We start from the raw sequence: 20083 nt of genomic DNA on the forward strand, positions 1-20083 counted from the left end.
TCTCTTCATGAGCAGGGATGTATTTTATTTTTTGCAACAGGGAAACTTTGCATGCAACTCATCATGAGTCTGGTCGGGATGGCGGTGCTGATCGCCATTGCGGTGCTGCTCTCCAGCAACCGTCGGGCCATCAAACTGCGCACCGTGGTGTGGGCGTTCATCATTCAGGTCGGTATCGGCGCGCTGGTGCTGTACGTGCCGCTGGGCCGCAGCATCCTCGGCAGTATGTCTAACGGCGTGGCAAACGTTATCGCTTACGGCAATCAGGGCATTTCGTTCATCTTCGGCGGGCTGGTTTCCGACAAGATGTTCGAGGTGTTTGGCGGCGGCGGCTTCGTGTTCGCGCTGCGCGTCCTGCCGGTGATCGTGTTCTTCTCCTCGCTGATTGCGGTGCTGTACTACCTCGGCATCATGCAGTTGGTGATCCGCGTGCTGGGCGGCGGCCTGCACAAGTTGCTGGGCACCTCGCGCACCGAATCGCTGTCGGCGACCGCCAACATTTTCGTCGGCCAGACCGAAGCGCCGCTGGTGGTGCGTCCGTATATCGCCACCATGAGCCAGTCAGAACTGTTCGCCGTGATGTGCGGCGGCCTGGCTTCGGTGGCCGGTTCGGTGCTGGCGGGATACGCGCAGATGGGCGTGCCGCTGGAATACCTGATCGCCGCGTCCTTCATGGCCGCGCCGGGCGGGCTGCTGTTCGCCAAGCTGATGGTGCCGGAAACCGAGCAGACCCACGATAAAGACGATGCGATGAAACTGATCGCCGAAGAGGATCGTCCTGCCAACGTGATCGATGCGGCGGCTTCCGGCGCGGCTTCCGGCATGCAGCTGGCGCTGAACGTCGGCGCGATGCTGCTGGCGTTTATCGCGCTGATCGCCTTGCTCAACGGCATTCTCGGCGGCATCGGCGGCTGGTTCGATTACCCGCAGCTGTCGCTCGAGCTGATCCTCGGCTGGGTGTTCTCGCCGATCGCCTTCCTGATTGGCGTGCCGTGGAGTGAAGCGATGACCGCCGGTTCGTTTATCGGCCAGAAGATCATCGTCAACGAGTTTGTCGCCTATATGAACTTCGGCGCCTATCTGCGTCCGGACGATGTGGTGGCGGCGGAAGGCCTGCAGGTGCTGTCAACGCACACCAAGGCGATCATCTCCTTTGCGCTGTGCGGTTTTGCCAACCTCTCCTCGGTGGCGATCCTGCTGGGCGGTTTGGGCAGCATGGCACCCAACCGTCGCCATGACATCGCGCGTTTCGGTCTGAAGGCCGTGGCGGCGGGCACGCTGTCCAACCTGATGAGTGCCACCATCGCCGGCTTCTTCCTGGCGCTGTAAGCCCTCGCTGAGCCCGCGTCGGCGCGACCGATCGCGGGACTCCGCCTATACTCTAAGCAACGCGGGTGCTTGCCGCATCCGCGATCTTCAGCCGCTTCTTTAGCGAATTTGTGAACGATATCGCGTTATTTTGTGATGTTCTTCACATATAATTCCGGTCTGTTACAGTGCTATTTCATATAGTGTGACGATGAACGCGAATCGCCCCCGGCATTCGTGTTCAAATAGCTATTACTGGCCGGCCGCAAGGCGGGTGGCCATGTGCGGTGAGAAGGATCTCAGTTGCCGCCGCGGGAACGCCGTTCCCCTGCGCTATCTTCATGGAACCAAGTCCGCTCGCCAACACCCAGGTACTCAGTTGGAGAGTTTTATGACCGAATTAACCGCAGCAGCGCAACGTGCGCTGAACTTGATGGATTTAACCACGCTGAACGATGATGACACCGACGAGAAAGTGATCGCCCTCTGTCGTCAGGCCAACAGCCCGGCCGGCCACACGGCGGCCATCTGCATCTACCCGCGTTTTGTCCCGGTGGCGCGTAAGGCGCTGCGCGAGCAAGGCACGCCGGACATCCGTATCGCCACCGTGACCAACTTCCCGCATGGCAACGACGATATCGACATCGCGCTGGCGGAAACCCGCGCGGCCATCGCCTATGGGGCGGATGAAGTGGACGTGGTGTTCCCTTACCGCGCGCTGATCGCCGGCAACGAACAGGTCGGTTTCGAGCTGGTGAAACAGTGCAAACAGGCTTGCCAGGCGGCCAACGTGCTGCTGAAAGTGATCATCGAAACCGGTGAGCTGAAGCAGGCCGATCTGATCCGCAAGGCGTCCGAGATCGCCATCAAGGCCGGCGCCGACTTTATCAAGACCTCCACCGGCAAGGTGCCGGTCAACGCCACCCTGGAGAGCGCCGAGCTGATGATGTCAGTGATCCGCGATATGGGCGTGGCGAAGACGGTGGGCTTCAAGCCGGCCGGCGGCGTGCGCACCGCGGAAGACGCGCTGCATTATCTGCAACTTGCCGATCGTATTCTGGGCGAAGGGTGGGCCGACGCGCGGCATTTCCGCTTTGGCGCTTCCAGCCTGCTGGCCAGCTTGCTGGCCGCGCTGGGCCACCAAACCCAGACCGCCGGCGGCGGCTACTGATCGATATCGTTGGCGGGCGCCAGGCGCGCCCGTCTGCACCGACTCTCGGCGACACAGGGGGATGCCTTGTTCCTGGCTCAAGAAATTATTCGTAAAAAACGCGACGGCCAGCCGTTAAGCGAAGCGGAAATCCGCTTTTTCATCAACGGCATTCGCGACAATGTGGTGTCGGAAGGGCAGATCGCCGCGCTGGCGATGACCATTTATTTCCATGACATGAGCATGCCGGAGCGCGTGGCGCTCACCATGGCGATGCGCGATTCCGGCACCGTGCTGGACTGGAAGAGTTTGGCGCTGAACGGCCCGATCGTCGACAAGCACTCGACCGGCGGCGTGGGCGACGTGACTTCGCTGATGCTCGGCCCGATGGTGGCGGCCTGCGGCGGCTATGTGCCGATGATCTCCGGCCGCGGCCTGGGGCATACCGGCGGCACGCTGGACAAACTGGAAGCCATTCCGGGCTTCAATATTTTCCCGGACGATAACGCCTTCCGCAAAATCATTCAGGACGTCGGCGTGGCGATCATCGGCCAGACCAGCTCGCTGGCGCCGGCGGACAAGCGTTTTTACGCCACCCGCGATATCACCGCCACCGTGGATTCTATCCCGCTGATCACCGCCTCCATTCTGGCCAAGAAGCTGGCGGAAGGGTTGGATGCGCTGGTGATGGACGTGAAGGTCGGCTCCGGCGCCTTTATGCCGACCTATGCCCTGTCGCAAGATTTGGCGCAGGCGATCGTCGGCGTGGCCAACGGCGCGGGCTGCAAGACCACCGCGCTGCTGACCGACATGAATCAGGTGCTGGCTTCCAGCGCCGGCAACGCGGTGGAAGTGCGCGAAGCGGTGCGCTTCCTGACCGGCGAATACCGCAACCCGCGCCTGCTGGAAGTGACGCTGGCGCTGAGCGTAGAGATGCTGTTGTCCGGCGGCCTGGCGAAAGACGAGGCCGACGCGCGCGCCAAGCTGCAGGCTGTGCTGGATAACGGCAAGGCGGCGGAGGTGTTTGGCCGCATGGTGGCGGCGCAGCAGGGGCCGATAGACTTCGTCGAACGCTACGATAGCTATCTGCCGGCGGCAACGCTGAGCAAGCCGGTGTATGCTGAAAAGCCGGGCATCATCAGCGCCATGGATACCCGTGCGCTGGGCATGGCGGTGGTGTCGTTGGGCGGCGGCCGCCGTCGGGCGAGCGACGCCATCGATTACAGCGTTGGCCTGACCGAGATGGCGCGCCTGGGCGATACGGCGGATTCCCAGCAGCCGCTGGCGATGATCCACGCCAACGATGAAGAGAGCTGGCAGCAGGCGGCCGATGCGGTGCGCAGCGCAATGACGCTGAGCGACAAGGCGCCGGAAGCGACGCCGGTGGTGTATAAGCGCATCACTCAAGCGTGATGACCCTCGTCTTTCAAGCCGTAGCGTTGTTGGCTGCACGCGTGCACCCCAGTCACTTACTTGAGTAAGCTCCTGGGGATACACGCGCTAGCCGCCTAGCTACAACTTGAAATCCATTGGGTATAAATTTAGAGAATAAGGGCGATTGCAGTTTTGCGGTCGCAATAGCGTGAGAACACGCAGGAGAGCACAGATGAAACGCACATTTATTATGGTATTGGACTCCTTCGGCATCGGCGCCAGCGAAGACGCCGAACGTTTTGGCGATCAGGGTTCCGACACCCTGGGCCACATCGCCGAGGTTTGCGCGCGCGGTGAGGCCAACGTGGGCCGTCAGGGCCCGCTGACGCTGCCTAACCTGAGCCGTCTGGGCCTCGGCAAAGCGGCGGAAGAGTCGACCGGCAACTTCCCGCAGGGGCTGGATCGCAACGCCGACATCATCGGCGCCTACGGCTACGCCAGCGAGCTCTCTTCCGGTAAAGACACGCCGTCTGGCCACTGGGAAATCGCCGGCGTGCCGGTGCTGTTCGACTGGGGCTACTTCAAGGACGAGCACAACAGCTTCCCGCAGGCGCTGCTGGATAAGCTGGTGGAGCGCGCCAATCTGCCGGGCTACCTGGGCAACTGCCACTCATCCGGCACCGTGATCCTCGATCAGTTGGGTGAAGAGCACATGAAAACCGGCAAGCCGATTTTCTACACCTCCGCCGACTCGGTATTCCAGATCGCCTGTCACGAAGAGACCTTCGGCCTGGAGCGCCTGTATGAGCTGTGCGAAATCGCGCGTGAAGAGCTGACCGAAGGCGGTTACAACATCGGCCGCGTGATCGCGCGTCCGTTCGTCGGCGACAAGCCGGGCCACTTCCAGCGCACCGGCAATCGCCACGATCTGGCGGTAGAGCCGCCGGCGCCGACCGTGCTGAAAAAGCTGGTGGACGAGAAGGGCGGCGAAGTGGTGTCGATCGGTAAAATCGCCGACATCTATGCCAACGTCGGCATCACCAAGAAGGTGAAGGCGACCGGCATCGACGCGCTGTTAGACGCGACCCTGATCGAAATGGAAAAGGCCGGCGACAACACCATCGTGTTCACCAACTTCGTGGACTTCGACTCCTCCTACGGTCACCGTCGCGACGTGGCGGGCTACGCCGCCGCGCTGGAGCTGTTCGACCGCCGCCTGCCGGAACTGCTGAAGCTGGTGAAAGACGAAGACATCATCATCTTCACCGCTGACCACGGCTGCGATCCGACCTGGAGCGGCACCGACCACACCCGCGAGCACATTCCGGTGCTGGTTTACGGCCCGAAAGTGAAACCGGGTTCGCTGGGCCACCGCGAGACCTTCGCCGACATCGGCCAGACCGTCGCCAATTACTTTGGCCTGTCGCCGATGGATTACGGTAAGACCCTGTTCTAAGCCCTGTCTTTCAAGCCGCAGCGTTGTTAGCTTCACGCGTGAACCCCAGTCGCTTACTCAAGTAAGCTCCTGGGGATTCCCCCGCCAGCTGCCTGGCTGCAACTCGACATTCAAGGCTTGGATGTTTGACGTTTCTATTAAATAAGATTTCTAAAGGAAGAAAATTATGGCTACGCCGCACATTAATGCTGAGATGGGTGATTTCGCTGACGTAGTACTGATGCCGGGCGACCCGCTGCGCGCAAAATACATCGCCGAAACCTTCCTGGAAGGCGCGGTGGAAGTGAACAACGTGCGCGGCATGTTGGGCTTCACCGGCACCTACAAAGGCCGCCGCATCTCCGTAATGGGCCACGGCATGGGCATTCCGTCCTGCTCCATCTACGCGCGCGAGCTGATCGCCGAATTCGGCGTGAAGAAGATCATTCGCGTGGGGTCCTGCGGCGCGGTGCGTGACGATATCAAACTGCGCGACGTGGTGATCGGCATGGGCGCGTGCACCGACTCCAAGGTGAACCGTCTGCGCTTCAAGGACAACGACTACGCGGCGATCGCCGACTTCGACATGGTGCGCAACGCGGTCGACGCGGCGGCGGCGCAGGGCATCCCGGCGCGCGTGGGCAACATCTTCTCCGCCGATCTGTTCTACACCCCGGATCCGGATATGTTCCAGGTGATGAAGAAGTACGGCATCCTGGGCGTGGAAATGGAAGCGGCCGGCATCTACGGCGTGGCGGCGGAGCTGTACGAAGAGTTCGGCTGTAAGGCGCTGACCATCTGCACCGTGTCCGACCACATCCTGCGTCACGAAGCGACCACGGCGGCGGAACGCCAGACCACCTTTAACGAAATGATCGTTATCGCGCTGGAATCCGTGCTGCTGGGCGACAAAGCGTAATACCGCGGCGGGCGTCGTCATGGCGCCCGCCCGTCAATCCATTCACTCCGCATGGCCGTTTTTGGCTAACGCTTTACCTTTCAATTGGATGTGGATCCCGTTGTTACGGACAATCTATTCACCGAAAGGACAAGAAAACGGCACGAACGCATTCAACGCTTGGCCTGAATTACCCCTGCTTAGGCGCTTCCTGTTTTTTCTCCGGCGCATCGTCTTCCACCGTATTGCCTTCTTCCAGTGGTGTGTTGGCGGTCAACAGGTAGGGCGACTGCTGCCAGCGGCTGCGGCGGTGTTGCAGCAGGGTACGCGCCAGAATGATGCCGATCGCCAGCGCCAGCAGGATCATCAGGCGCAGCAGGTTGGTGGTGTTGTCCACCTGCTTGGATTCGGTCGCCAGTACGTGGGTGTCGAGGGTGATGCGGATAAAGCCGATCGGGCCGTCTTTGCCCTGAATGGATTCGACCAACTGGTGGTTGAAGTAGCTGCCGGCGCGTTTGCCGTCGAGCGACAGGCGATCGCGTATACTTATCTGTTCCCCGGCGTGGGAGACCAGCGTGCCGTCCAGCTGATACACGCTGACGTCGAGAATGCGGCTGTGATCGGTGAGCTGCTTGAGGATGGCGTCGATGCGCGGATTGTTGCCGTCGTCGTCCAGCAGCGGCGCCAGGCTGTAGGCGACCTGTTTGGTCAGCGTCTGCGCCAGCTCTTCCACCTGCTCGGATCGCGCCATTTGGTGACTCAGGCTAAAATAAGAGGCGCCCTGCATCAGCAGCACCAGCAAAGCCAGGCAAATCAGGATAATAGCGGTGCGGTGCAGGCGAAATTTCAGTTTAGCGCGAGCCATGCAGGTTCCTTGGGCATCGGGGACACTTTATGTTGCCAGAACCGCTGGCGATAGGATAGCTTGATGCGTCGTTTTATCATGCAGCGTTTTTGTCCATTCAGGAGTCAATGATGTCAAACAGTCTGACCTATTGCGATCTTCCGGCGGAGATCTCTCAATGGCCGGGTCTTCCCCTTTCGCTCAGCGGCGACGAAGTGATGCCGCTGGACTACCGGGCGGGCAATACCGGGTGGCTGTTATATGGCAGGGCGCTGGACAAGGCGCGCATTACCCAATTCCAACGCAAGCTGGGCGCGGCGATGGTGATCGTCACCGCCTGGGGCGTGGACGACTATCAGGTGGTGCGGCTGGCGGGCACCTTGACGCCGCGCGCCAAGCTGCTGGCGGCGGAGAGCGGGCTGGATGTGGCGCCGCTCGGCAAAATCCCGCACCTGCGCACGCCGGGGCTGCTGGTGATGGACATGGATTCAACGGCGATCGAGATCGAGTGCATCGATGAGATCGCCAAGCTGGCGGGCGTCGGCGAGCAGGTGGCGGAAGTGACCGAACGCGCGATGCGCGGCGAGCTGGACTTTACCGCCAGCCTGCGCCAGCGCGTCGGTACGCTGAAAGGGGCCGACGCCAACATCCTTAAGCAGGTGCGCGACGAGCTGCCGCTGATGCCGGGGCTGACCAGCCTGGTGGGCAAGCTGCAGGCGATGGGCTGGCATGTGGCGATCGCCTCCGGCGGCTTCACCTACTACGCCGAATACCTGCGCAACCGGCTGCGGCTGGTGGCGGCGGCGGCCAACGAGCTGGAGATCCGCGACGGCAAGCTGACCGGCGAAGTGCTGGGGCCGGTGGTGGACGCGCAGTTCAAAGCCGATACGCTGCTGCGGCTGGCGGAGAAGCTGGAGATCCCGCTGGCGCAGACCGTGGCCATCGGCGACGGCGCCAACGATTTGAAAATGATGCAGGCGGCGGGGCTGGGCATCGCCTACCACGCCAAACCGAAAGTGTATGAAAAAGCGCAGGTGGCGATCCGGCATGCGGATTTGATGGGCGTGCTGTGTATTCTCACCGGCAGCCTGAAACACGAAGTGCGATAACGAAAGATTGAGGTAAGACGTGGCAAAAGCGGCAAAACGGGCATTTGTGTGCAATGAGTGCGGGGCGGACTATCCGCGTTGGCAGGGGCAGTGCAGCGCCTGCCATGCCTGGAACACCATCACGGAAGTGCGTTTGGCCGCGTCGCCCGCTGCGGCGCGCAACGATCGCCTCAGCGGCTATGCCGGCGACGCCGGCGTCAGCAAAGTGCAGAAGCTGTCGGAAATCAGCCTTGAGGCGCTGCCGCGCTTCACCACCGGCTTTCTCGAGTTCGATCGCGTGCTGGGCGGCGGCGTGGTGCCCGGCAGCGCGATTCTGATCGGCGGCAACCCCGGCGCCGGCAAGAGCACCCTGTTGCTGCAGGTGCTGTGCAAACTGTCCGAACAGATGAAAACCCTGTACGTCACCGGCGAGGAATCGCTGCAGCAGGTGGCGATGCGCGCCCACCGTCTGGGGCTGCCGACCGGCGGCCTGAACATGCTGTCGGAAACCAGCATCGAGCAGATCTGCCTGATCGCCGAGCAGGAACAGCCGAAGCTGATGGTGATCGACTCGATTCAGGTGATGCACATGGCGGACATTCAGTCTTCGCCGGGCAGCGTGGCGCAGGTGCGGGAAACCGCCGCCTATCTGACGCGCTTCGCCAAGACGCGCGGCGTGGCGATCGTGATGGTCGGCCACGTCACCAAAGACGGCTCGCTGGCCGGGCCGAAAGTGCTGGAACACTGCATCGACTGTTCGGTGCTGCTGGACGGCGACGCCGATTCCCGCTTCCGCACCCTGCGCAGCCACAAGAACCGCTTCGGCGCGGTCAACGAGCTGGGGGTGTTCGCCATGACCGAACAGGGGCTGCGCGAAGTGAGCAACCCTTCGGCTATCTTCCTCAGCCGCGGCGACGAAGTTACCTCCGGCAGTTCGGTGATGGTGGTGTGGGAAGGCACCCGGCCGCTGCTGGTGGAGATCCAGGCGCTGGTGGATCATTCGATGATGTCCAACCCGCGCCGCGTGGCGGTGGGGCTGGAGCAGAACCGGTTGGCGATCCTGCTGGCGGTGCTGCACCGGCACGGCGGGCTGCAGATGTCGGATCAGGACGTGTTCGTCAACGTGGTCGGCGGGGTGAAGGTCAGCGAGACCAGCGCCGATCTGGCGCTGCTGATGTCGCTGGTCTCAAGCCTGCGCGATCGGCCGCTGCCGAACGATTTGGTGGTGTTCGGCGAAGTGGGGTTGGCGGGTGAGATCCGTCCGGTGCCGAGCGGCCAGGAGCGGATCGCCGAAGCGGCCAAGCACGGTTTCAAACGCGCCATCGTGCCGCACGGCAATATGCCGAAAAAGCCGCCGGCCAATATGCAGGTGTTCGGGGTCAAGAAGCTGGCGGACGCGCTGGACGTGCTGGAAGGGTTTTATTAATGTCGCCGACGGCGAGAAAGATATGCTATTTTGTTTAGCATATTAAACGGAGGTGGCCATGCCGCAATTTGATTACCTGAAGACGTCCATCAAGCAAAAGGGCTGCACGTTGCAGCAGGTGGCGGATGCCAGCGGCATGACCAAAGGCTATCTCAGCCAGCTGTTGAACGACAAGATCAAAAGCCCGAGCGCGCAAAAGCTCGAGGCGCTGCACCGTTTTCTCGGGCTTGAGTTCCCGCGCAAAGAGGTCAAAGTCGGCGTGGTGTTTGGTAAATTTTACCCGCTGCATACCGGCCACATCTATCTGATCCAGCGCGCCTGCAGCCAGGTGGATGAGCTGCACGTTATCTTGTGCCACGACGAGCCGCGCGACCGTGAGCTGTTCGAGAACAGTTCGATGTCGCAACAGCCGACGGTCAGCGATCGCCTGCGCTGGCTGCTGCAGACCTTCAAGTACCAGAAAAACATCCATATCCACTCGTTCGACGAGCAGGGCATCGAACCGTACCCGCACGGCTGGAACGTGTGGAGCGACGGCATGAAGGCCTTTATGGAACAGAAAGGCATCGTGCCGAGCTTCATCTATTCCAGCGAAGCGCAGGATGCGCCGCGCTACCGCGAGCATCTGGGCATCGAAACCATTTTGGTCGATCCCGAACGGTCGTTCATGAACATCAGCGGCAATCAGATCCGTCAGGATCCGTTCCGTTATTGGGATTACATCCCGACCGAGGTGAAACCGTTCTTCGTGCGCACCGTGGCGATCCTCGGCGGCGAGTCGAGCGGCAAATCGACGCTGGTCAACAAGCTGGCCAACATCTTCAACACCACCAGCGCCTGGGAATATGGCCGCGATTACGTGTTCTCGCACCTGGGCGGCGACGAGATGGCGCTGCAGTACTCCGACTACGACAAAATTGCCCTCGGGCAGGCGCAATACGTGGATTTCGCGGTCAAGTACGCCAACAAGGTGGCGTTTATCGATACCGATTTCGTCACCACCCAGGCGTTTTGCAAAAAGTACGAAGGGCGTGAGCATCCCTTCGTGCAGGCGCTGATCGACGAATACCGCTTCGATCTGGTGATCCTGCTGGAAAACAACACGCCGTGGGTGGCGGACGGCCTGCGCAGTCTCGGCAGCACCGCCGATCGCCTGGCGTTCCAGCGCCTGCTGGAGGAGATGCTGCGCGCCAACAACATCGAGTACGTGCACGTTGAGTCTAGCGATTACGAAGAGCGCTTCCTGCGCTGTGTCGAGCTGGTGCAACAGCTGCTGGCGGCGGACGCCGGCCGGCTGGCGAATGCGCCCGCCCAGCGCCACGCCGCAGGCTGAGAAAAATTAGCGTAATGTGCGATCGCGCGGCAGAAACGGCCGCACGGACGCACATTTAAAGGCCTGTTTAAACATGGTTCATTCGGTAGCGACTACGTTAAGGTTTTCTTTACAATAACGCTCAGAAGAAGACATGTCTTATCGCTTACTCGCTCTCTGGTTGATCTGCTATGCCGCAGCCTGGACGCTGCTGACCGTTCATCTCGATCCTACCCTGCCTTACGACGCCGTCGAGGCGCTCAATTGGGGCCTCAACGGCGAGTGGGGCTCACCGAAAAATCCTTGGTTGGTCGGTGCGGCGATGCAGCCGGCGATCTGGCTGTCGTGGCTGCCGCTGAACGTTTACTGGTACGGCGGGCACTTCATCGCCATCGCCATCGGCATGTTGGGCGTCTGGCTGTTGGCGCGACGCCTGAGCGGCAGCACTTCGCTGGCCTGGATGGCGCTGCTGACGCTCAACCTGTCCGGCATCATCAATTTCGACATCATTCCCTACAACGACAACTACCTGTTGGTGATGCTGTGGCCGTGGATGGCGCTGTTCTTCCACATGGCGATTTCCCGTTCGGCCAACTGGTGGCCGGCCTTCGCGTTGGCCGCCGGTCTGGCGATGATGGCGAAGTATTCGACCTTCGCCTTCGTCTATTTCGCGGCGCTGTCGACGCTGTTCGTGCCGCAGATCCGTCGCAGCTATCGCCAACCGCAGTTCTATCTGGCGGTGGCGATCTGGCTGGCGCTGGTGTTGCCGAACGTATTCTGGCTGTGGAACCACGACTTCGCCGCCTTTAAGTGGGTGGATTCGCAGATCAAGATGCAGCTCAATCTCGACATGCTGCAGTCGCTGCTACTGGTGTTCTATCCGTCGCTGGTGCTGTGGTGGATCCTGCGCCGCAGCGGGGCGGTGCTGGCCTGGCCGAAAGCCTTGCCGATGCGGGTGCTGCTGTGGATCTACCTGCTGCCGCTCGGCATCATCACCTTCTGGTTCTCCTTCAACGTCGGCGGCCGCTTGACCGAGTGGCTGCAGCCGTTCTTCATGCTGGCCCCCGCGCTGCTGGTCGGCTGCGTGCGTCAGCCGCCGGTGCGTTCGCTGCGGGCGGCGACTATTGGGCTGATGTGCGTGGCGCTGGCGGTCTATCTGGGGTATGCCGCGGTGATGCTGGGCAACGTGCGCAATGCCGGTCAGAAAATGGTGGGCATCAAGGCGTTCAGCGCTGGAGTGGAGCAGCTGTGGCAGGAGCGGTATGGCGTCAGTCTGCGTTATGTCGGCGGCGAATACCTGTCGCAGTGGATGACGGTGTATGCCGGTTCCCGGCCGCAAACCATTACGCGCTGGTCCAATCATACGCGGCCGAACATCTACAACGTCAACATCAGCTATCCGCAGATTGCGCGGCATGGCGTCGCCTTGTTCGGTCGGTTGGGTGAAGACTGCGCACACAGCGACTTCGGCGGCGAACTGGCCCACTGGCCGAAGATGCGCCTCGACTGGCAGCAGACGCTGACCTTCCGCGCCGATCCGCAGAGCGACGAGCAGGTGCTGTGCGTCGGCTTCGTTCGCCCGCAGTAACGGCGGCGCAGAGCACCGCCGCGATGCGAACTCAGTAAGCGATAACCAGCTTGCCTTGCATATGGCCGCCGAGCAGCTGTTGGTGCGCGGCGGTCAGCGTGTCTACCGACAGCCCGTGCAGGGTTTCGCTCAGCGTGGTGCTCAGTTTGCCGTCGTCCAGCAGTTGCGCCACCTGCTGCAGGATCCGGCCTTGCTGCGCGATGTCCGGGGTGGTGAACATGCTGCGGGTGAACATGAATTCCCAGTGCAGCGCGGCGCTTTTCAGCTTCAGCGCGTTTTGATCCAACGGCTGCGCGTTCTCGACGATGGTGCAGATATGGCCGAGCGGCGCGATCAGTTCGGCCATCGCCGGCCAGTGGCCGTCGGTATCGTTCAGACAGAGGATGTAATCCACCTGCTCGATGCCGTGTTGCGCCAGGTTGCCCTTCAAATCGCGGTAGTCCACCACCAGGTCGGCGCCCCGCTCGCGGCACCAGGCGGCGGATTCCGGCCTGGACGCGGTGGCGATCACTTTCACCTTGCTGCGCAGCGCGGCCAGCGGAATGGCCAGCGAGCCGACCCCGCCGGCGCCGCCGATGATCAGCAGCGTCTTGTGCTCCGGCGCATCCTGAATGTTCAGGTGCTCGAACAGCGCCTCCCAGGCGGTGAGGGCGGTGAGCGGCATGGCGGCGGACTCCGCCCAGTTCAGGCTGCGCGGTTTGTGCGCGGCGATGCGAGAGTCGATCAGTTGGTGGCTGCTGTTGCTGCCGGGCCGGGTGATATCGCCGGCGTACCACACTTCATCGCCGGGCTTGAAGCCGCTGACACCGCTGCCCACGTCCAGCACGACGCCGCTGGCGTCCCAGCCGAGGACGCGCGGCTGCTGCAGGCCGCTTTTCTGCAGACCGGCGTGCACTTTGGTATCCACCGGGTTGACCGAGGCCGCTTTCACTTCCACCAGCAGATCGTACTGGCCGGGCACCGGCATCTCCGGTGAGATTTCGATGAAACCGGCGGGGTTCTGCGGGTCTACGGCAATGGCTTTTATCGACATGATTGTGCTCCTTTCAAATGATGTCCCCAGTGTAGACCCGCGGCAGTGGGGTGATAAGATGGACAATATCTAACTGAGTGTTCGTCAGAGGTGAACAATGGAGTTCAAACAGCTGCAGGACATGGCGCTGTTCGCGCTGGTGGCGGAGTGCGGCAGCTTCACCGCCGCCGCGCAGCGTGTCGGGTTGCCGAAGTCCAGCGTCAGTCAGCGCATCAGCCAGCTCGAACAGACGCTGGGGCTGCGTTTGCTCAACCGCACCACGCGCCAGCTGAACCTGACCTTCGCCGGCGAGCGCTATCTGGAACACTGCCAGGCGATGATGTCCGCCGCCGAGCGGGCCGATCTGGCGCTGCAGCGGCTGCGCGACAACCCGAGCGGCCGCCTGCGCATCTCGACGCCGGCCGGGTTGGGGGCAACCCTGGTGGCGCGGCTGGCGGCGGATTTTCAGCGCCAGTACCCGGACGTATCGCTGGAGGTGTCGGTATCCGACGCCATGGTGGATCTGGTGCAGGAAGGCTTCGACGCCGCGCTGCGCACCGGCAAGCCGCAGGATTCTTCGCTGATCGGCCGCCGCCTCGGGTATGCGCCGCGCTATCTGCTGGCTGCGCCGTCCTATCTGGCGCGGCACTCGCCGATCGAGCACCCGCAGCAGCTGCAGCAGCATCGCTGCATTGCCCACCGCGCCTGGACGGCCTGGAACCTGCGCTGCGGCGACGATTATTACCGCTGGCAGCTGCCGCTGGCGCACACCACCGACAATCTGCTGTATGCGCGCGAATGCGCTATCGCTGGCGCGGGGATCACGCTGCTGCCGGCGTTTCTCAGCCGCGAGGTGGTGGCGCAGAAGCTGTTGGTGGAGGTGTTGCCGGCCTGGCGCGCAGAAGGGAATGAACTGTATCTGGTTTACCCGAGCCGCAAGCTGAATTCCCCGGCGCTGGCCTGTTTCATCGATGTGGTATTGCAGCACCCGGCGTTTGACGACTACGCGCGCGAGCTGACGCGGGAGTAGGCCTGGCAGATGACGCAGACGCCTAATTTCTGTCGCCATCGTCCTAAAACCTTTGGCTGGAGCATGGCGCGGGCTATGCTCATGAAAGGGGCTTAGGGGGAGAGGGTATGGATCCGTTATCGGAAGTGCTTGCGCCATTGAACAGCCAGAATGCGTTTTTCGGCGGCCTGAAGGCCGGCGGCGACTGGGCCGTTCATTTTCCTGCGCCGCAGAGCGGGAAATTCAACGCGGTGGTGCGCGGCGGCTGTTGGCTGGCGGCGGAAGGGTTGGCCGAACCGCTGCGGCTGGCGGCCGGCGACTGCTTGCTGCTGACCCGCAGCCTGCCGGTCACTGTCGGCAGCGATCTGTCGCTGCCGGCGCTCGATGCTGACGTACTTTATCTGCAGGCGAAAAATGGCGTGGCGAGCTGCGGCGAGGCGGAGGATTGCCTGTTTATCGGCGGGAGTTTTACCTTCGGTGAGGAAGTGGAGCGGTTGTTGGGGAGTTTGCCGGCGTTGATGGTGATCCGAGGCGGCACCGAAGAGGCCGCCGTGTTGCAATGGGCGTTGCAGCGGCTGGCGGACGAGCTGTTAAAGCCTTCGCCGGGTAGCGCGCTGATGACGCATCATCTGGGGCAGATCATGCTGACCCAGGCGCTGCGGATTTACCTGACGGGGGAGGAGGGCGCGGCCTCCGGCTGGCTGCCCGCCTTGTTTGATCCGCGCATCGGCGCCGCGATGCAGGCAGTACACGCCGATCCTGCCCGTCGCTGGACGGTGGCGTCATTGGCCGATGCGGCGAGCGTTTCCCGTTCGACGTTGGCGCTGCGCTTCAAGCAGAAGGCGGGAATGGCGCCGCTTGAGTATGTGTCGCGTTGGCGCATGTTGCTGGCTGCGCGGGCGCTGCGTACCGGCGTTGAACCGGTATCCATCATCGCGCAACGTTTGGGGTACGATTCCGACAGCGCGTTCAGCCATGCTTTCAAGCGCGTGATGGCGTGCTCACCGCGCGATTATCGCCGGACGCGGGCATAAAAAAAGGCGCCGCATGCGGCGCCTTGGGGATTACTTGGCGATCTTTTTGTACTTGATGCGGTGCGGCTCGAGCGCATCGGCGCCCAGCGTACGCTTCTTGTACTCTTCGTACTCGGTGAAGTTGCCTTCGAAGAATTCCACCTTGCCCTCGTCCTGGTAGTCCAGGATGTGGGTGGCGATACGGTCGAGGAACCAACGGTCGTGCGAGATCACCATGGCGCAGCCTGGGAATTCCAGCAGGGCGTTTTCCAGCGCGCGCAGGGTTTCGATATCCAGGTCGTTGGTCGGTTCATCGAGCAGCAGCACGTTGCCGCCAACCTGCAGCAGCTTGGCCAGGTGCAGACGGCCACGCTCACCGCCGGACAGCTCGCCTACGCGTTTGCCCTGATCGACGCCCTTGAAGTTGAAGCGGCCGACATAGGCGCGGCTCGGCATCTCGGTGTTGCCGATGCGCATGATGTCCTGCCCGCCGGAGACTTCTTCCCACACGGTTTTCGAACCGTCCATGCTGTCGCGGAACTGATCGACGGACGCCAGCTTGACGGTATCGCCCAGCACGATGCTGCCGGAATCAGGCTGCTCCTGACCGGACATCATGCGGAACAGCGTGGATTTACCCGCGCCGTTCGGGCCGATGATGCCGACGATCGCCCCTTTCGGCACCGAGAACGACAGGTCGTCGATCAGCAGGCGGTCGCCGTAAGACTTGCGCAGGTTGCTGACTTCGACCACTTTATCGCCCAGGCGCGCGCCAGGTGGAATGAACAGTTCGTTGGTTTCGTTACGTTTTTGGTATTCGGTGTTGTTCAGCTCTTCAAAGCGGGCCAGACGGGCCTTGCCTTTGGACTGGCGGCCTTTGGCGCCCTGGCGCACCCACTCCAGCTCTTTCTCGATCGACTTGCGACGAGCGGCTTCGGCGGACGCTTCCTGCGCCAGACGCGCGTCTTTCTGCTCCAGCCAGGACGAGTAGTTGCCTTCCCACGGAATGCCTTCGCCGCGGTCCAGTTCGAGGATCCAGCCGGCCACGTTATCCAGGAAGTAGCGGTCGTGGGTGATCGCCACGACGGTGCCTTCGAAGTCGTGCAGGAAGCGTTCCAGCCAGGCCACGGACTCGGCGTCCAGGTGGTTGGTCGGTTCGTCCAGCAGCAGCATGTCCGGCTTTTCGAGCAGCAGGCGGCACAGCGCGACGCGGCGGCGTTCACCCCCGGACAGATGGGCGATTTTGGCGTCCCAGTCCGGCAGGCGCAGCGCATCGGCGGCGCGTTCCAGCTGCGCGTTGAGGTTGTGACCGTCGTGCGCCTGAATGATCTCTTCCAGGCGGCCCTGTTCCGCGGCCAGCTTGTCGAAGTCTGCGCCTTCTTCCGCGTACAGCGCGTACACTTCGTCCAGGCGTTTCAGCGCGCCGACCACTTCCGCCAGCGCTTCTTCCACCGACTCACGCACGGTGTGTTCGAGGTTAAGCTGCGGCTCCTGCGGCAGATAACCGATCTTGATGCCCGGCTGCGGGCGCGCTTCCCCTTCGATATCGGTATCGATGCCGGCCATGATGCGCAGCAGGGTGGACTTACCGGCGCCGTTCAGGCCCAGTACGCCGATTTTTGCCCCAGGGAAGAAGCTCAGGGAGATGTTTTTCAAAATATGACGCTTCGGCGGTACCACTTTGCCGACGCGGTGCATGGTATAGACGTATTGAGCCACGTTGCTCTAAGCCTCTCTATATCAGTATTTATAGGATGTCTGGCGGCATGAGTGTAGCCCGTTTCGATCTTGGATCCCAGACATCGCTCAGCGATCGCTAAGTATAACCGTTTATGCGCCGATAAAGGCGCATATTGGTGGCTTATGGCGTGACGACGATCGCGACGCGGCGGTTTTCCGCGCGGCCGCTGGAGGTGCGGTTGTCGGCGACGGGATCGCGCTTGCCCATGCCGCGGGTTTCGATGTTGGCGCGCGGAATACCGACGCTGGCCAGCAGATCGGCGACCGCATCGGCGCGGCGCAGGGAGAGCTGATCGTTATAGCTGTCTTCGCCGTAGTTGTCGGTATGGCCGTCCAGACGGAACTTGGTGATGCCGACGCTCAGCAGCGCGCGGCCCATCTTCTGCACCGTCTCGGTGCTTTCCGGGTTCAGCTTGCCGATGTTGTTGCCGAACAGCACTTTATCCGACAGGCCGAATTCCCAACCGTTGTCGGTCAGTTTGAAGCCCTGCGATTGCAGCAGCGCAACCTGCTCGGGCGTCAGGCCTTGCGGCTTGCTCTGGCAACCGGCGAGCGCCAGCAGGGCGACGAACGCCATCGTCAGCAGTGAAAAACGACCTTTAAACAGTTGCTGTATCATAGTCAAAATCCCTAGTTCAAGTGTTATAGCCGGGGCTCTTATTTATGTATAGCCAGCCGCCAGCCTCCGTTATAACGATGCTTTGCCTGATACATCGCATCGTCAGCTTCGTGCAAAAGACCCTGAGGCGTCGACGCGTGATCAGGGTACAGCGCAATGCCGATACTCAGAGAGGTAATGATCGTCTCGTCGTTCGGTAAAATAACCGGTTGCGTCATGCAATCGATGATGTTGTCGGCGATCTGCAAGACATCTTCCGTGCTGTGCACCGGCGCCAGCAGCACGGCGAATTCATCTCCTCCCAGGCGTGCGACCAGATCGGATTCGCGCAGCTGCGCGCGAATGCGTCCGGCAATGGTGGTCAGCACCGCATCGCCCGCGGCGTGACCGTAACTGTCGTTCACTTCCTTGAAGCGATCGCCGTCGATAAACAGCACCGCCAATTTCGCCGGCGGCGCGATATCGCCCAGGGCGCGGCTCAGCCGGCCTTCGAAGAAGGCGCGGTTCGGCAAGCCGGTCAGGCTGTCGTGCGTCGCCCGGTGGGCCAGCGAGTCGTTTTCCTGCTTCAGATGGGCCTGCCAGGCCTCCAGTTCATCGAGCAATCCATTGAAATCATTGCTGAGCTCATGCAGCTCGGCGATCGGCGCCGAGGGCACCCGCAGGCCGAAGGTGCGATCTCGCCGCACCGCATGCGCCACGTTGGCGATGTCGTCCAACGAACTGACGATGCCGACCAGCATGCGGCGCGACAACACCAGGGCGCACAGGGTACTGAGCACCATGCAGGCGATCATGCCGACCAGCCCGCGCAACAGGAAACGCAACAGGCTGCCGCCGTTGCCGCTCAGCCAGACCTGGCCGACCTGTTTGCCCTCGTGGGAGATAGGCAGGATGACCGGCTCGGGCAGCGCCCAGTGGGCGATAACCTGCTCCATGCCATGCAGCGGGCCATCTTTGGGACGATGCCAACTGACCAGCACGTCACCGGCGTTGTTCAGAATTTTGGCCTCCGACACCTCTTCTTTGGCGGCGATCAGCACCATCGCCTCGCGAATGTAGGGGCGATCGCCAAACACCACTGCCGCTTCAACCGTATAGCTGATGGAGCGCGCGATCAGGTGCAGGTTGTGGTTGGCATAGGCGCGCAGCGCGAACAGCGCCACCAGCGTCAGAAAGATGCCGGCGGTGCCGACGGCGATCAACGCCAGCCCAAGATGCACCCGCTGCAGCACCCGGCCCAACGTCGGGCGCGCATTGCCGGAACGGTTTCTACGCAACAGCCTCATAGCGGCGGCGCCTGTTTGCGCGCCAGCTGCAGCACGTTGGGGTGAACGCGCACGCCGCTGCGCGCCAGGGCGTCCAGGTTGACCTTGAAGCCGGCCTGGTCGCCGTTGATCTGCAGGCAAAATGCGCTGCCGGCGGAGCATTCGCTATCGTTCTCGCTGATGCTGAGAATGGAGTTGCCGGAAATGCGCTGCATGAAATTTTGTCTCTGCGCGGCGTTGATGTTCCCTAAATAGATGACATCGCAGCCGGTACTCAGCGTCGGGCTGTCGAACGGCACGCGTTCGGTTTTAATCGGACGCGGCGCGCTGAGCAGGATCGGATCGAACAGCCCCTCGGCATACTGGGTGGGTGCGGTCACGCACAACCGGATCGGATTGGGTTCACGTGACCAGCGGGCGTAGCTGATGATGCCTACCACCACGGTCGTCACGGCGTGCGTGCGCTGTTGATAGGGATCATTGGCGGCGCGCGCAGGCCCGGGCAACGTCAGCAGCGCCAACAAAACGATCAGCAACAGGCGGCCGATATTCAGGCGTGCGGCAAGGAAGCCCGGCACCGGGCTTTTTGCGCAACGCATCGTTATCGCGGTATTACTCGCCATCTTCACCCGCCATTCCGGCCTGATCCACCGCCCGCAGGCCGTGGCCCGACAAGTAAAAATCCGGCCCGCTTGAAGGGACAATCGTTTTGCTGAAAGCTGTCAGTCGCACTGCCTAATGAACACTATCTACCCATAATTGGCGCGGATTGTATTATAAGATGTCTTCGTTGGGCGCTTTATGTGCTGTTTTCTCGGAATTATCCTACTTATTTTTGATAGTATAAAAATGCCCTCTCGGGTTTGCCACCGCTTTTCTGCAAAGTTGGCGCGTTTGGCCAGCTGTCAGGCGATTTGCGCAACGTCGGCGTTATCTCTTAAATGCAATAATGTGATAACTAATAATTAGAAAGTATTTTACTTTTCCAATAAATGCCGTTGC

At 61.8% G+C, this 20083-nt stretch carries 17 protein-coding genes; 11 read left to right on the top strand and 6 right to left on the bottom strand.

From position 1 onward, the window contains the following. The first annotated feature begins 51 nt into the window (after positions 1–51). The 5 genes from EDY99_RS24325 (at position 52) to deoD (ending at position 6186) form a co-directional block, all read left to right on the top strand. Positions 52–1329 (top strand): NupC/NupG family nucleoside CNT transporter, encoded by a 1278-nt coding sequence (locus EDY99_RS24325; RefSeq protein WP_004933076.1) that lies wholly within the window; start codon positions 52–54, stop codon positions 1327–1329. A gap of 370 nt (positions 1330–1699) precedes the next feature. Next, positions 1700–2479: a deoxyribose-phosphate aldolase gene (gene deoC / locus EDY99_RS24330; protein WP_123062148.1), complete on the top strand. Its 780-nt coding sequence runs from the start codon at positions 1700–1702 to the stop codon at positions 2477–2479. A 66-nt stretch (positions 2480–2545) separates the two neighbouring features. Next, positions 2546–3871 (top strand): thymidine phosphorylase, encoded by a 1326-nt coding sequence (gene deoA, locus EDY99_RS24335; RefSeq protein WP_033651704.1) that lies wholly within the window; start codon positions 2546–2548, stop codon positions 3869–3871. A 193-nt stretch (positions 3872–4064) separates the two neighbouring features. After that, complete coding sequence (gene deoB, locus EDY99_RS24340; RefSeq protein ID WP_123062149.1) at positions 4065–5288, top strand: phosphopentomutase; 1224 nt, start codon at positions 4065–4067, stop codon at positions 5286–5288. 166 nt (positions 5289–5454) lie between these two features. After that, complete coding sequence (deoD, locus tag EDY99_RS24345) at positions 5455–6186, top strand: purine-nucleoside phosphorylase (RefSeq protein ID WP_004933059.1); 732 nt, start codon at positions 5455–5457, stop codon at positions 6184–6186. Positions 6187–6355: 169 nt separating this feature from the next. Here the strand turns inward: deoD and EDY99_RS24350 are convergent, their stop codons facing one another. Continuing rightward, positions 6356–7030 (bottom strand): YtjB family periplasmic protein, encoded by a 675-nt coding sequence (locus EDY99_RS24350; protein WP_033651703.1) that lies wholly within the window; start codon positions 7028–7030, stop codon positions 6356–6358. A gap of 110 nt (positions 7031–7140) precedes the next feature. Between EDY99_RS24350 and serB the strand changes: the two genes are divergently transcribed. From serB to EDY99_RS24370, 4 genes are all read left to right on the top strand, one after another. After that, positions 7141–8118, top strand: a complete 978-nt coding sequence (gene serB, locus EDY99_RS24355; RefSeq protein WP_042783658.1) for a phosphoserine phosphatase — start codon at positions 7141–7143, stop codon at positions 8116–8118. A 19-nt stretch (positions 8119–8137) separates the two neighbouring features. Continuing rightward, positions 8138–9523, top strand: a complete 1386-nt coding sequence (gene radA, locus EDY99_RS24360; protein WP_004933048.1) for a DNA repair protein RadA — start codon at positions 8138–8140, stop codon at positions 9521–9523. Positions 9524–9581: 58 nt separating this feature from the next. Continuing rightward, a complete protein-coding gene (gene nadR / locus EDY99_RS24365) occupies positions 9582–10856 on the top strand; it encodes a multifunctional transcriptional regulator/nicotinamide-nucleotide adenylyltransferase/ribosylnicotinamide kinase NadR (protein WP_033641798.1) in 1275 nt (424 codons plus the stop codon). Between the two features lie 133 nt (positions 10857–10989). Beyond that, the gene (locus EDY99_RS24370; RefSeq protein WP_123062150.1) at positions 10990–12423 is read left to right on the top strand and encodes a glycosyltransferase family 39 protein; all 1434 of its coding nucleotides are present in this window, start codon (positions 10990–10992) and stop codon (positions 12421–12423) included. Between the two features lie 31 nt (positions 12424–12454). Here EDY99_RS24370 and EDY99_RS24375 read toward each other — a convergent pair whose 3' ends face one another. Further along, positions 12455–13456 (bottom strand): zinc-binding alcohol dehydrogenase family protein, encoded by a 1002-nt coding sequence (locus tag EDY99_RS24375; protein WP_033641800.1) that lies wholly within the window; start codon positions 13454–13456, stop codon positions 12455–12457. 97 nt (positions 13457–13553) lie between these two features. Between EDY99_RS24375 and EDY99_RS24380 the strand changes: the two genes are divergently transcribed. Together EDY99_RS24380 and EDY99_RS24385 are read left to right on the top strand one after the other, a co-directional pair. Beyond that, positions 13554–14465, top strand: a complete 912-nt coding sequence (locus EDY99_RS24380; protein ID WP_123062151.1) for a LysR family transcriptional regulator — start codon at positions 13554–13556, stop codon at positions 14463–14465. 107 nt (positions 14466–14572) lie between these two features. After that, on the top strand, positions 14573–15478 hold the full coding sequence (locus EDY99_RS24385; RefSeq protein WP_033651700.1) for an AraC family transcriptional regulator: 906 nt from the start codon (positions 14573–14575) through the stop codon (positions 15476–15478). Positions 15479–15508: 30 nt separating this feature from the next. Here EDY99_RS24385 and ettA read toward each other — a convergent pair whose 3' ends face one another. From ettA to EDY99_RS24405, 4 genes are all read right to left on the bottom strand, one after another. Further along, a complete protein-coding gene (gene ettA / locus EDY99_RS24390; protein WP_025159620.1) occupies positions 15509–17176 on the bottom strand; it encodes an energy-dependent translational throttle protein EttA in 1668 nt (555 codons plus the stop codon). Positions 17177–17318: 142 nt separating this feature from the next. Beyond that, positions 17319–17816, bottom strand: a complete 498-nt coding sequence (locus EDY99_RS24395) for an OmpA family protein (RefSeq protein ID WP_033641803.1) — start codon at positions 17814–17816, stop codon at positions 17319–17321. Positions 17817–17854: 38 nt separating this feature from the next. Then, the gene (locus tag EDY99_RS24400) at positions 17855–19102 is read right to left on the bottom strand and encodes a diguanylate cyclase domain-containing protein (protein ID WP_033651699.1); all 1248 of its coding nucleotides are present in this window, start codon (positions 19100–19102) and stop codon (positions 17855–17857) included. Next, positions 19099–19710 (bottom strand): YfiR family protein, encoded by a 612-nt coding sequence (locus EDY99_RS24405; RefSeq protein ID WP_033641805.1) that lies wholly within the window; start codon positions 19708–19710, stop codon positions 19099–19101. Before EDY99_RS24405 ends, EDY99_RS24400 begins: the two co-directional genes overlap by 4 nt. Between the last annotated feature and the right edge of the window lie 373 nt (positions 19711–20083).

Source organism: Serratia sp. LS-1 (assembly GCF_003719595.1).
GTDB classification, from domain to species: Bacteria; Pseudomonadota; Gammaproteobacteria; order Enterobacterales; family Enterobacteriaceae; genus Serratia; species Serratia ureilytica.